Raw genomic sequence first — 12,231 nt, 5'->3', positions numbered from 1 at the left:
CCGTTCGCACCTTCGCGAACGGGCCTGTCGGGGAGAGCCGCTCGGGCCAACCGCTACCGCGGCAGCGGCAGGCTGTGCCTCGGCGTCAGAAGGGCGGCCGGGGTGTGCCGACCGTGCGGGGTGATGGCGACCGGGGTGTCGCGCCGGCGGTGGACGCCCGGTTGACGGTGACCGTGGTGCCTCGTCGGGCGGAACCGTTGTCGGCTGTGGGACCACGACTATTGACGCGTGCCGACGGCAGTCGCGAGCCTCCGCGCCCGATGTTCGCGAGCTTCATGTCCTTCTCCGGCTTGTACGGTCCGATGCGGGCGGTTCGAGGTCATCCCAGCAGAGCCGCTGGTGTCGTGAGCCCTGTACTCCAGCTATCGGTACGGGTTTCACCCTTCAGGGTGGATTTCGTTCGATTCAGGATGGCGATCGGCGCGTGGGCGACGCGGCGCCCTCGTCACTGGCCACATCGAGCGCACTGACGGCACCGTGAACCTCACCGTTCGCGGCGGTGGCGGTACTGGGTGAACGTCGGTGAGCTGATTGCGCTTCTAGGGCCTGTCGTCAAACTGCCGTCGTCGCCCGAAGGGCGGCCGCGCGGCGCATGGTGCGTGCGATCGCAAGGCGCCGGAATGGTCTCGTAGCGGAGCTGCTTGGCCATTTCGGCAACGCTGCGAGCGTGCGTGCCAGGCGTCGCGCGGCAGGCGGCAGTTTGACGACAGGCCCTAGGGGTGACCGCGGCGACGCCGCCGCCGGGCAGGTACTCGCAGGTGTACAGGGACGGTACGTGCAGGCCGGGGATGCAGGCCAGCTCCTCGTACAGACCGACGCCGGAGGCAGCCGATGCGGCACTTCCCGGCTTCGGCGAGGACGGCTCGGCGGTCGGCCGGACGCCAGTGACGGCACGACCAGACCGTCTATAGGTTTCCGCAGGTCAGCGCACTCGCCCACGCGGCTTCAGCGGGGTCGTGGGCAGTTCCGGGGCGGACAGGCGGGCACCGTCGTAGCCCTGCACCTCGCCGAACCGCGAGCCCGTCTCCCAGTCGTTTCGCGCCTGCACGATCTCCTCACCGGATCGGGCGATGAAGTTCCAGAACATCACGATCTCCTCCTCGAACGGCTCACCGCCCAGGAGCATCAGGCCCGCGTCGGAGAGGGCGCGCAGCGGCAGTTCCGTGCGGCCGCAGCCCAGGTAGAGCATCGAGCCGGGCAGTACGGGCACGCCGTCGACCTCGGCCTCTCCGGACATCGACAGGACCGCGTACTCGAAGTCCGGGTCCAGCGGGAGACGGGTCTCGGCGCCCCCGGTCAGGGTGAGGTCGGCGCCGACGATCGGGGTGTAGGCGGTGCCGGGCGAGGCCGCTCCGTCGAGTTCGCCCAGGATCACGGTGGCGGTCAGGCCCGGGGCGGTCACGGTGGGGAGGTCCGTGTGGTGCTGGAAGTGCGGCTCCACATGGCGGTGCTCGTCGGGGAGGGCCACCCAGAGCTGGGCGCCGTGCAGAAACCGGGCGTGCGGCTTCGGGCTCTCCTCGGAGTGGCTGATGGCCCGGCCCGAGGTCATGAGGCCGAGTTCGCGGGGGCGCACCGTCTGGAGACTGCCCACGCTGTCGCGGTGCAGGACCTCCCCCTCGTGGAGCCAGCTGACGGTCTGGAGCCCCATGTGCGGGTGCGGCGGCACCTGCATACCGGGCTCGTCCGCGATGTCGTCGGGCCCGTAGTGGTCGACGAAGGCCCAGGCACCGACCATGCGGCGGCCCAGGTTGGGCAGCAGGCGGCGCACCTCGGTGGACTCACCGAGCGGGACGCGGCGGGGGTTGAGGAGTTCACGGACCGGCTCGGCGACGACGAAGCCGCGCCCTCCGCAGACGGAGGGAGTGGCCTGGCGATCGAGATTGCTCATGGCGCTCAACCTATTCCCGTACGGGCGTGGAGCGTCGGTACCCACGCCAAAGCTTTAGTGGAATGTTCAACCATTATGCGGTGTTGTCACGGCTGGACGCAGGCGGGGCAGGCCCCCGGTGGCCCCGTACCGAGGGGCGGCCCGCGCGATGACGAGGAGGACACGTGAGCGAGACCTACTACGAGTTCGGCACGGCCGCCGACCGGTGGGACCGGGCGCAGATGTTCTTCGAGGCCAAGGAGTACGTCACGGCCGCCCGGATCCTGGGCGGGCTCGTCGAGGAGGCGCCGGAGCAGGTCGCGCCGCGCTTGCTGCTGGCCCGCGCCTACTACCACTCCGCCCGGCTCGGCCGGGCCGAGGAGGAGCTGCGGGCGGTGCTGGAGACCGACCCGGTGGAGAGTTACGCGCGCCTCATGCTGGGCCGGACCCTGGAGCGCCAGGGGCGGCGGGCGGAGGCGGCCACGCAGCTGCGGATGGCCGCCGCGCTCGAAGGCGACTTCGGGCCGGGGGACGGCGGGCTCTGACCCGACGCCCGCCGCCGCGCCGTTCGAGCCCCGGCGGTTCAAACCCCTGCCGCTCGGGCCGTCCGGAACCGCACCGGCCGCCGGGCTCCGGCCCGGACCCGCCCGTACGGGGGTCGGGGCCACGCCGGCCGGTGCGGCCCCGATCTCCTTTACCCGCCGGTACGAGCACCCGATAATGAGCTTTCCGGGACGAAGGGGCGGGGGATGCGCAGATCCAGGGATGCCGAGTTACGCCGGGCGCGGGTGGCCGCGCTGATCGCGTCGGCAGCGGCGGTGGCCGTGGCCGGCTGCTCCGGGGGCGCGACGGACGAGCCCGGGGCCGGAGGGAGGCTCACCGCCCGAGCGCCGGGGGTGCACAGCTGGACCGGCACCCCCTGCCGACCACTCGCGGACACGCCGCTCGCCAAGGGGTTCGCCCTCGGCTCCACCACCGATTCCGCCGACCCGGACGCCCGGGAGGACATCGGCGGGAACGGCACCCGGCCCCGCTACCGGCAGACGGCCTGCCTGGCCGGTCTCAAGGCCCCGGACGGGTCGTTCTGGAAGCTCAGCGCCACCGCCGCCGTGTACGAGGACATCGGGCCCGCCCGCCGTGCGTACCGCGTCAAGGAGGACCTGGACCGGGCCCACGGGCGCACTCCGGAGCCGGTCCACAGGACCGCGTACGGGAAACCGGCCGGTGACCAGGGGCGCCCCGGCCGCACGCTCGTCCTCTGGAACGGCGACCTCCTGCTCTCGGTGACCGCGTACGGCCCGTACGGGAGCGAGGAGCACGAGGTGCGCGACGACCTCGGGCGCATCGTCGAGAACACCGCCCGCCTCATGGAGGACGGGCTGCGCGAACGCGACGCCCCCTCCCCCGAACCGCCCTGAGACCGACCCGCCCCGGGAACGGGAGAACCCGCCGGACCTCATCCGGCGGGTTCTCCCGTCAAGCACCGCGTCAAGCGCCGCTCAAGCGCCGCTTCAAGCACCGCACCGGGCGGCGGCCGGTCAGCCCACCGGGGTCTCCACCCGGGGCGAGCCCGCGCTGTTCGCGGAGACCAGCAGCCGCTCGGTGAGGTAGCCGAAGACCAACCCGAAGCCGGTCCAGAACGTCGTCTGGACGGCGAGCGTCGAGAGCCGGAACTTCCACAGCAGGCTGGCCGGGAAGTCCTCGCCGACCTCGTCGAACGAGGGCAGGAAGGTGTAGGCGAGGCCAACCACCAGGAGGAAGCCCGCGGCCGCCGCGATGGTCGCGTTCCAGTTGCCCAGGGCGGGTGCGAGCCGCTTGCCGAGGATCACGGCGGCGACGGCCAGCAGCACGCTGAGGGCGACCATCAGGAAGAACAGGGCGGTGCGCTTGCCGATGGTGTCGGGGTCGCCGACGGCGGGCGGGTTCGCCGGGTACTTCAGGAACGGAACGACGTAGACGGTGAGCAGGGCCGCTCCCGCGATGAGTGCGGCCGTGGCCCGCGCGCCGAAGTTGCCGATGCGGCCCAGCGCGTAGCAGTACACGAGGGAGGCGATCCCGCCCGCCGCGACGCCGAAGACCAGGAGTGCGGTGGCGAGTCCGCCGGTGGCCTGCATCGTGCGGCTGACCAGGTCCTCGCCGTCCTCGCCACCCCCGTGGGCGTGACTCTGCGCCTCTTCGACCGCGATGGCGGCGTCCACCTGGGACTCACCGAGGAAGTAGGCGACGGCGAAGGCCAGTGCGCCCGCGATCAGGCCGGCGATCATGCCGCGTACGAGCAGCGCTCTGACAGATATGGAGTTCACGAGACGTTCCCTGTTTCTCTTGTTTCCCTAGCTTGCTTGCGTTGCTTGCATTGCTTGCCTGAATTGCCTGGCTTGCGCAGGTGACTCAGTGGCAGGGGAAACCGAGCAGGTGGCGGCCGTCGTGGACCCATTCGTGGACGCCCTCGCCCGAGATGAGCGCGGTGGCGCCCTGTTCGGCGCCGACGAAGTAGAGCAGTACGAGCGCGAGAATGCCGACGAAGACCGCCCATGGGGCGATGGCCTTGGCCGAGATCGGGGTGATCGCAGGGGCCCCCGTTGCGGGAGCGGCAGACTGCGCCATGGCAGAACCTCCTGTGGGAACACGCGTCCCTGTCGTGGTGCGCCGGACGAAGGTGCTGGGTCTGACTTCCCGCACAGGTACGGGTACACAGTGGCGCGACCGTGCCGGATTCTCACCGGGCTTCCGTCACACCCTCGTCAAGGTCGACGTGACCATACCGCCTGTACGCAGGCTCCGCCATGGTGCAATCTGCTGAGCTTCGGGCCCCGATCCGCCCGCCCGTCAAGGGCGTTGGAGCCTTCGCAGAACGACTTGAGGCAGGAACATGACAGTACGGGTGATGTTGGTCTCACCGGCGATGAACGCGGCGCTCCGGGAGGCCCGCTTCGACGGCGACGCCCCGCTGGACCCGGCCGGGGAGCGGAGCGCGCGGGCGGCGGCCCCCGCCGTGCCGAAGGCGGGCCATGTACTGTGCGGCCCCTCCGAGCGATGCCTCGGGACCGCCGCCGCGCTCGGTCTGGCCGCCGCTCCCGAACCGGCCCTCACCGGCTGGGACCTCGGGCGCTGGAGCGGCCGCCGCCTCGACGAGGTGGGCGCCGCCGAACCGTCGGCCGTGGCCGCCTGGATGGGTGAGCCCTCGGCCGCCCCGCACGGGGGCGAGTCGCTGCGGGACCTGGTGGAGCGGGTGGGCCGCTGGCTGGACGGGGCGGGCGGGGTGGAAGGGCTCGGCCCCGGGGGCGGGAGCGTCCTCGCGGTCGCCGAGCCCGCCGTCGTACGGTCGGCGGTCGTGCACGCTCTCGCGCTGCCGCCGGAGACGTTCTGGCGGCTGGACGTCGCCCCGCTGGTCCTCACGGAACTCAGCGGGCGCTCGGGCCGGTGGAACGTCCGGCTGGGGCGACCGCTCACGGCCCCTCAGGAGCCGTGAACCTCACGGCCGCCGGGCCCTCGGCCCCACCTCACCTCACCTCAGGGCTCCTGAACCGGACCGCCCGCCTCCCGCCAGTCCGGCCGCAGCAGCACCGCCGTGGCGACGATGCCGTCCTCCACCCGCCAGCGCCCCTCCAGGACGGGCGGCACGGCCGGATCGGTGCGCAGCAGCCGTGCCGTGAAGGTCCCGTCGGCCGCCCGGTCGTCCGCCCGGCGGAACGTCAGGTCCGCCTCGCTGAAGTCGAGCTCGGTCAGCGTGAGCGGGTACCAGGTCTTGAAGACGCTCTCCTTCGCGCTGAACAGCACCCGGTCCCAGTGGATGCCGCCCGCCTCCCCCGCGAACCGTTCGCGTTCCGCCGGGCGCACCACCAGCGCCTCCACCCCGTCGGGCAACGGGGCGTGCGGTTCGGCGTCGACCCCCAGGGACAGCACATCCGCCGCACGCGCCAACGCAGCCGCCCGGTACCCCTCACAGTGCGTGAGGCTGCCGACGATCCCGTCGGGCCACAGCGGCATACCGCGCTTCCCGTGGAGTACGGGGACGGGTTCCAGGCCCAGTCCGCCCATGGCCCGCCGCGCACAGGCCCGTGCCGTCGCGAAGTCGTTGCGGCGTTTGGGCACGCTCCGGGCGACCAGCGCCTCCTCCTCGGGGAACAGGGTCCCGTCCGCCACGCTCACCTCACGCGTGGCCGCGCAGGAGACGTACGCGGGCAGCAGCCGCTCGATCACAGGGAACCTCCGGAGGTGGCGGTGTCGGTACGGGCCGGGGGCGCGGACTCGGGCTCGGGCTCGTACGGGAGGATCTGGCGCAGCAGACCGCGCGGGTGGCCCCGCTCACGCCACTCCCTCGGGTAGCCGATCGAGACCTCCTCGAAACGCACGCCGTCGTACCAGGTCGTACGGGGGATGTGGAGGTGCCCGTAGACGACGGCCGAGACGTTGAAGCGGCGGTGCCAGTCGGCGGTCAGTTCGGTGCCGCACCACTGGGCGAACTCCGGGTACCACATGACCGACGTGGGCTCCCGCACCAGCGGCCAGTGCCCGGCGAGGACGAGCGGGATCTCCGGGTCGTGGGCGGCGAGCCGGCGCTCCGTCAGCGCGACCCGGGCCCGGCACCAGTCGTCACGGGTCGGGTACGGGTCCGGGTGCAGCAGGTACTCGTCGTTGCAGACGATGCCGGAGGCGTGGGCGGCGGCCAGCGACTCCTCCTTCGTGTGCGTGCCCGGGGCGCGGAAGGTGTAGTCGTACAGGAGGAACAGCGGGGCGATCGCCACCGGCCCGTCGGGGCCCGGCCAGAGCGGGAACGGGTCCTCGGGGGTGATCACGCCGAGCTCGCGGCAGAGCTCGACGAGGTGTTCGTACCGGGCCTGTCCGCGCAGCCGGACCGGGTCCTTGTCCAGGGTCCACAGCTCGTGGTTGCCGGGTGCCCAGATCACCTTGGCGAACCGTTCCGCGAGGAGGCTCAGCGCCCACCGGATGTCATCGGGGCGCTCCGCCACATCGCCCGGGACGATGAGCCAGTCCGCGTCGGAGGTGGGATGGAGGGACTCCACGATGGGCCGGTTGTCGGTGACCGCCACATGGAGGTCGCTCACGGCCAGCAGCCGCCCGGTTCCCTGCGGGGCGGGGGCGGGTGAGGGGCCACTGGGCGGTGCAGGGTCGCTCGGAGCGGTCATGTGCGCTGGTTCCCCGTTCTGTCTGCTCTGTGTCTGCTCTGTTTGTTTGTTCTGTGTGTCTGCTCTGTGTCGGCTCTGCGGCTGCTCTGCTCAGTCGTCGGTCGTGCGGCTCTGTTCGTTCCGTTGCCGGTCGTACGGCTCCGTCCGCCGTCCACGGAGCCCTCGACACGTAGCCTCTCATGAGCCTGCGACACTCCACCCAGCCCCTTGCCCGGCACCCATTCCCGTACCGATAGCCGCAGTTGACGTACGGTCAGTGCCCCTCCTGCGCACGGTGGTTGTTCAGCTCCTCCACCGCTCCGAGTGCGTCGCCGACGGTCGTGTAGTCGACGGCGACGAAGTTGACCGGGCTGCCGCGCTCGGCCTCGCAGGTCCTGGCCCGCTCCAGCAGCCAGTCACGGGCGTTGATCCGGCCCGCGTCCAGCCGGCTGCCGCCGCCGTTGGTGACGAAGTGGTTGAGGAGGAAGAGGCGCTTGCCGGTGCCGCCCCGGTTCGGCTCGCAGCTCATCTCGTCGGGGCTGCGGAAGGCGAACGGGGTCTCCATCCCGTAGCGGTAGAAGTTGCGGTACCAGGGGGCCGGTCCGTCCGCCTTCTCGGCGAACACCACGAGCCGCCGGCCGCTGTCGATCATCTCCTTGAGCGTGGGCCAGGGCTCCTCGGGGTCCTCGTGCGGGGTGTGGAGCAGTTCGTCGAGTCCCGCCCGGTGGAACGCCTCCTCGGTCTCCTCGGCGCCGATGTCGTCCTGGACGATCAGCGTCACGATCTCGGTGGGGTTGGCGCGCAGCCAGGCGCCGATGTCCGCCAGGGCCGGGACCAGTTCGATCGCCCCGGCCCGGCAGACGCTGTGGCAGAGCCAGAGGCCCTCGCGCGGCGGGTTGGCGCGGTCGATCGCGGCGGAGATCAGCCGGCGCTGCTCGGGCGTGAACTCGGGGTTGTCGAGCCGGGCGGCGATGTCCCGCGTGCTCTCCCAGTGGTACGTGTCCAGTTGGAGCGCGCGGACCCCGGTGTCGAGCTGGGTGGTGATGTCGGGGTCCTGGAGGGGGCCGATGAACCGGTCCGCGGTGGTGGACATGGCGTTGTGGGCCGTGAGGTGGGCGACCTCGTCGTACCGCAGGTCGCAGAGTTCGGCGCTGCCCTGGCAGCGGCGGGGCGCGGACGGGCCGAGGACGGGCGGGACGAGCAGGGCGCCCGCCAGCGCGGCACAGGTCACGCCCGCGGCCACGCCCCGTACGGCGGTGGGCGTCGGCAGCGTGCGCGGGCGCACCAGGAAGGCCCAGCCGGTGGCGGTGAGGAGCACCCCGCCGACGAGGGCCGTGAGGGCGGCGGTCAGTCCGGTGGCCACCACCTGGTCCACGGCGTTGCGCTGGAGGTCCTCGGCGAGGGCGATAACGCTCGGCGGCCAGGAGGGCCGGGTGGTGAGGAACCGGCCTCCGGTGACCGGCCGGGTCAGCAGGGCCGCCGCCGCGGCGAGGATTCCGCCGCAGGCCACCGCCTGGCCCAGCGCCATCAGCCGTCGGGTGGAGGCGCCGGGGCCGGTGGACCAGAGCGCCGCCAGGGAGACCAGGGCCAGGACGGTGGCGAGGATCTGGAGCTGGGTCAGACGCTGTACGCGCTCACGGGCCTGCTCCAGGACGTCGAGGTCGTTGCCCGCCGCCTCCAGGGTCGCGGTGAGGTCCCACGTACCGCCCTGGAGCGTGGTGCGCAGATCGGCCACCGCCGTCCGCGAACCGTCGGCGAGTGCGGCCGCCGCCGCCGTCGCCAGTGCGGACGCCACATCGCCCCTGCCCAGGGCCACTTCCACGTCCGGGCGCAGGGCCGCCCGTTCGCCCGCGGGCACCAGCGCCAGCAGGACGTCGGCGGCGCGGTCCGCCTGCTCCTCGGTGAGCGGCAGGAGGGGCAGAGCGGGCGCGCGGCCCTCCCTGAGGGCTTCGAGCGCCGCGGTGAGGTCGTCGGTGAAGCGTGCGAAGTCCGGTTCGTCCTGGTCCTGGAGGTTGGCGACCAGGTCGCCGAAGTAGATGCGCGCCAGCTCGGCCAGGTTCCGCAGCACCGGCTCGATGTCCACGCTCAGCCGCAGCTCGTCGGTGTCGCCGCGCAGATAGTCGGTGAGCGCGTGGATCTGCTGGTCGGTGAGCGAGCGGACCGTGGCGGGCGGCAGGACGACCTTGACGTTGGACGTGATCAGCGCCTCGGGGACGGGCAGGTGGGCCAGGAGGTCGCGGGTGACGGGGGCGATCGCCGGGTCGACGAGGACCTCGCTGTAGAGGCGGTCGTACGCCGACTCCTCGTCCAGGACGGACTGGTAGAAGCCCGGCGACAGAACGGTGGCGCGGACCGTCGAGGTGAGCGCGACCGTCAGCACCGAGAGCGCGGCCAGCACGAACGCCACCCCACGCACCACCCGGCGGGTGGAGCGCGGGGCGAGGGGGCCGGGCTCGGGCGGGAACGGGGTCTCCATCGGTGCGGCACTCACCCACTCAGCCTATGCGGATTATCAGCTTTTATGCATGAATGATGAGATTCGAGTACCGAGGAGCCCGCCGTGCACTCCATCCACCTGGCCGTGCTGATGACGAGTCACAACCGGCGCGCGCGGACCCTGTCGGCGCTGCGCTCCCTGGAGAGCCGACGCGGGCTTCCGGCCCACGCCACGCTGGGCGTCCACCTGGTCGACCGGGGCAGCACCGACGGTACTCCGGAGGCCGTCCGCCTGCTGTATCCGGCCGTGGAGGTCATGTCGGTGGGCGCGGACGTCCCCCGTAACCAGGCGATGCGCATCGCGAGCCGCAACAGCCGCAGCGGCGGAGGCGGGGGCGGCTCGCTCAGCGGCAGGCCGGGCGGGCCGAGCCACCGCTGGACGCACCAGCTGTGGCTGGACGACGGGGTGGAGCTGTTCCCGGACGCCCTCGCCGCACTCCTGCGCGCGGCGGACACGGTCGGGGTCGGGGCGGTCGTCGTCGGCGCGGTCCGGGACGCGGACGGGGCCACGGTGTACTCGGGGCGGCGCGGCCGCTCACTCACGCTGGTGGAGCCCGGCGGGGAGCGCCCCGAGCCCTGCGACACGTACGACGGCCGGGTGGTGCTGCTCTCCCGTGCCGTGCACGACCTGGTCGGGGACCCCGACAAGGTCTTCCGCCACCGGATGGGCGACTACGACCACGGCTTCCGCGCCCGGCGGGCCGGGATCCCCGCCTTCGTCGCCCCGTCGCCCGTGGGTGTGTGCCCGGAGGAGCCGGACGTGCCCGGCTCCCGGGAGCCGGGGATCGGGGTGCGGGAGGCGCTGCGCCGGGTGACCTCCGCACGGGAGCTGCCGCCGCGCCAGTGGTGGGTGTACTGCCTGCGCCACACCTGGCCGTGGGCGCCGGTCCTGATGGTGTCCCCGTACGCGCGGACGGCGGCCCGCGCCACGCTCGGCCGGTGGCGGGCCTGACACGGCCAGGCCTGGGGGGACAGGCCCGGCTCAGCCCCGGTCTGCGGTGAGGCCGACGGTGGGGCGGGCGGTGGGGGGCGGCGGCACGGTGGGGCGGGCGGTGGCGGTTCTGACGGGGGCGGTGCTCGTCGGCGTACCGCCTGCGGGGGCGGAGGGTACGGGCGGTACGGGCTGGGCTGACGGGGCTGACGGGGCTGACGGGAGCCTGGTTCCGGTCGCCGGGCCGCGGGTGCCGGTCCTGGGCGGGGGAACGTACGCCGGGATCCTCAGCAGGGCGAGGACGGCCGCCGCACTGCCTGCCAGCGGTACGAGGACGAGCGCGGGGTGCAGCAGCTCCGCGTACACCAGCGTCCCGGTCACCACCGGCACCGCCGCCCACAGGCCGAGGACGACGGCGGTGCCGGGCACGGTGACGCGGACCCGGCGCAGGCGGTGCGTGATGTGGTCGCCGGAGTTCCGGAGGAGGGGGCGCGCGGCGCGGCGGCGGGATACCAGTACGAGGGCGGTGTCGGCGAGGGCCACGGTCGCCAGCACGGGCAGCGCGGCCCACGCGGTGCGCTCCGCGGGTGCCGCCGTGAGGAGCAGCGCGCCGGAGGCCACCAGGGTGAACCCCGTGAACAGGGAGCAGGACGCGCCGGGGCGGATGCGCGCGGGGTGCCAGTTGTGGAGCAGGAAGCCGAGGAGACCGGCGAGGAGGGCGGCCGGGAGCAGGGCGAGCCCGGACCGGCCGTCGACGGCGGCACAGGCGAACAGCCCGGCGGCGGTGACGGCCCCGACGGTCGCCAGCGCCCCGTCGGCGGTGTCGAGCAGGGCGAAGGCGTTGGTGAGCAGGACGATCCCGATCACGGCCGGGACGCCCGCCGCGAGCGACAGACCGGCGAGGCAGACGGCGAGGGTGGCGGCTCCCGTCTGGACGGCCAGCCGCAGGGGGACGGGGAGCGGCCGCAGTTCGTGGACGAGCCCCAGGACGGCGACGGTCCCGGCGCCCGCGAGCAGCCCCGCGACGGCGCGGCCGGATTCGCCCGCCGCGCCGAGCCCCGAACCGGCGGCGGCAGCGGTGCCGACGCCGAGGACGACCGTCGCACCGCCCAGTCTCCGCACCGCCCCGGCCCGCGAGGGGCGCCCGCCCGGCTCGCGGCCGGACCCGCAGCGGAGCGCCGCGCGGCGGACGCCCTTGGCGAGTACGACCGTGATGAACAGCGCGGCCACAGCGGAGGCGATGATCCCAACCACGTTCACCTGCCCTGCCTTTCCTCGTTCGAACAGCGGCACGGGACGCCGGGCGACCGGCGGAACAGCGGCGGCCCGGCGCTCGTCCGGTTGCGGTGCCGGGGTGATGTACGACGCCAGTCGCGTGGCGGTCTCCCCAACCTACGGGGCCAATGTCCCCATTCGCCCTGAATAACACGAAAAAGGCGCTGCATTGTTCTGGCACCTGGTGGACGAGGGCATGGGGCGACGACCGGTCCGCCCGCACGCCTTGGCCCAAAAGCCTTGCGTGCAAGTCGAGTTGCGGCGGGGCGGCACGGGGGTGCGGGGCTCAGCGGGCGGGGTGCCCCCGAGCGTGGCGTTCGGCGGCCTCGTGCCACCACCGAGGCGGGGAGGGAGCGGTGACCCGCGCGGTGGGCTGGTCGGGGTGGAGGCCGAGCCGTCGCAGGGCGTCGGCGTCGGCATGAATGCCGTACCAACCACGCCAGTGGCCGTCCGCGCCGGGCGCGCAGGCCAGGTCCACGCGGAGCTCATCCGCGTGGAAGGGCATCCAGTCGATGCCGCGGTCGCGCAGTCAGGTG

General features: G+C 73.1%; 12 protein-coding genes. 4 read left to right on the top strand and 8 right to left on the bottom strand.

Going from position 1 to position 12,231, the window contains the following annotated elements:
- Positions 1-922 precede the first annotated feature (922 nt).
- Positions 923-1,888: a pirin family protein gene (locus ACFW9Z_RS28555; protein WP_384645461.1), complete on the bottom strand. Its 966-nt coding sequence runs from the start codon at positions 1,886-1,888 to the stop codon at positions 923-925.
- A 164-nt stretch (positions 1,889-2,052) separates the two neighbouring features.
- Between ACFW9Z_RS28555 and ACFW9Z_RS28550 the strand changes: the two genes are divergently transcribed.
- Positions 2,053-2,412: a tetratricopeptide repeat protein gene (locus ACFW9Z_RS28550; protein ID WP_384645460.1), complete on the top strand. Its 360-nt coding sequence runs from the start codon at positions 2,053-2,055 to the stop codon at positions 2,410-2,412.
- Positions 2,413-2,616: 204 nt separating this feature from the next.
- The gene (locus ACFW9Z_RS28545) at positions 2,617-3,285 is read left to right on the top strand and encodes a hypothetical protein (protein WP_384645459.1); all 669 of its coding nucleotides are present in this window, start codon (positions 2,617-2,619) and stop codon (positions 3,283-3,285) included.
- A 120-nt stretch (positions 3,286-3,405) separates the two neighbouring features.
- Here ACFW9Z_RS28545 and ACFW9Z_RS28540 read toward each other — a convergent pair whose 3' ends face one another.
- Positions 3,406-4,131 carry a CbtA family protein gene (locus tag ACFW9Z_RS28540; protein ID WP_384645495.1) on the bottom strand — a complete coding sequence of 242 codons (726 nt, stop codon included), beginning with the start codon at positions 4,129-4,131 and terminating at the stop codon, positions 3,406-3,408.
- A 124-nt stretch (positions 4,132-4,255) separates the two neighbouring features.
- On the bottom strand, positions 4,256-4,471 hold the full coding sequence (locus tag ACFW9Z_RS28535) for a CbtB-domain containing protein (protein ID WP_015612945.1): 216 nt from the start codon (positions 4,469-4,471) through the stop codon (positions 4,256-4,258).
- A gap of 265 nt (positions 4,472-4,736) precedes the next feature.
- On the opposite strand from ACFW9Z_RS28535, the gene ACFW9Z_RS28530 reads away from it, so the two are divergent.
- A complete protein-coding gene (locus tag ACFW9Z_RS28530) occupies positions 4,737-5,336 on the top strand; it encodes a histidine phosphatase family protein (protein WP_384645458.1) in 600 nt (199 codons plus the stop codon).
- A gap of 41 nt (positions 5,337-5,377) precedes the next feature.
- Here the strand turns inward: ACFW9Z_RS28530 and ACFW9Z_RS28525 are convergent, their stop codons facing one another.
- From ACFW9Z_RS28525 to ACFW9Z_RS28515, 3 genes are all read right to left on the bottom strand, one after another.
- Positions 5,378-6,067, bottom strand: coding sequence for a 4'-phosphopantetheinyl transferase (locus ACFW9Z_RS28525; RefSeq protein WP_384645457.1), 690 nt, complete (start codon positions 6,065-6,067; stop codon positions 5,378-5,380).
- Positions 6,064-7,014 carry a metallophosphoesterase family protein gene (locus ACFW9Z_RS28520; protein WP_384645456.1) on the bottom strand — a complete coding sequence of 317 codons (951 nt, stop codon included), beginning with the start codon at positions 7,012-7,014 and terminating at the stop codon, positions 6,064-6,066. The genes ACFW9Z_RS28525 and ACFW9Z_RS28520 overlap by 4 nt, the downstream gene beginning before the upstream one ends.
- A gap of 253 nt (positions 7,015-7,267) precedes the next feature.
- Entirely contained in the window at positions 7,268-9,469 is a 2,202-nt protein-coding gene (locus tag ACFW9Z_RS28515; RefSeq protein WP_384645493.1) for a hypothetical protein, read from the bottom strand.
- 84 nt (positions 9,470-9,553) lie between these two features.
- On the opposite strand from ACFW9Z_RS28515, the gene ACFW9Z_RS28510 reads away from it, so the two are divergent.
- Positions 9,554-10,441, top strand: a complete 888-nt coding sequence (locus ACFW9Z_RS28510) for a glycosyltransferase family 2 protein (protein WP_384645455.1) — start codon at positions 9,554-9,556, stop codon at positions 10,439-10,441.
- Positions 10,442-10,471: 30 nt separating this feature from the next.
- Here ACFW9Z_RS28510 and ACFW9Z_RS28505 read toward each other — a convergent pair whose 3' ends face one another.
- Together ACFW9Z_RS28505 and ACFW9Z_RS28500 are read right to left on the bottom strand one after the other, a co-directional pair.
- Positions 10,472-11,680 (bottom strand): MraY family glycosyltransferase, encoded by a 1,209-nt coding sequence (locus ACFW9Z_RS28505; protein WP_384645454.1) that lies wholly within the window; start codon positions 11,678-11,680, stop codon positions 10,472-10,474.
- Between the two features lie 301 nt (positions 11,681-11,981).
- Positions 11,982-12,200: a hypothetical protein gene (locus ACFW9Z_RS28500; RefSeq protein WP_384645453.1), complete on the bottom strand. Its 219-nt coding sequence runs from the start codon at positions 12,198-12,200 to the stop codon at positions 11,982-11,984.
- Between the last annotated feature and the right edge of the window lie 31 nt (positions 12,201-12,231).

Source organism: Streptomyces sp. NPDC059452, from assembly GCF_042750035.1.
Taxonomy (GTDB): Bacteria; Actinomycetota; Actinomycetes; order Streptomycetales; family Streptomycetaceae; genus Streptomyces.
This window is presented reverse-complemented; position numbering and strand designations above follow the sequence as displayed.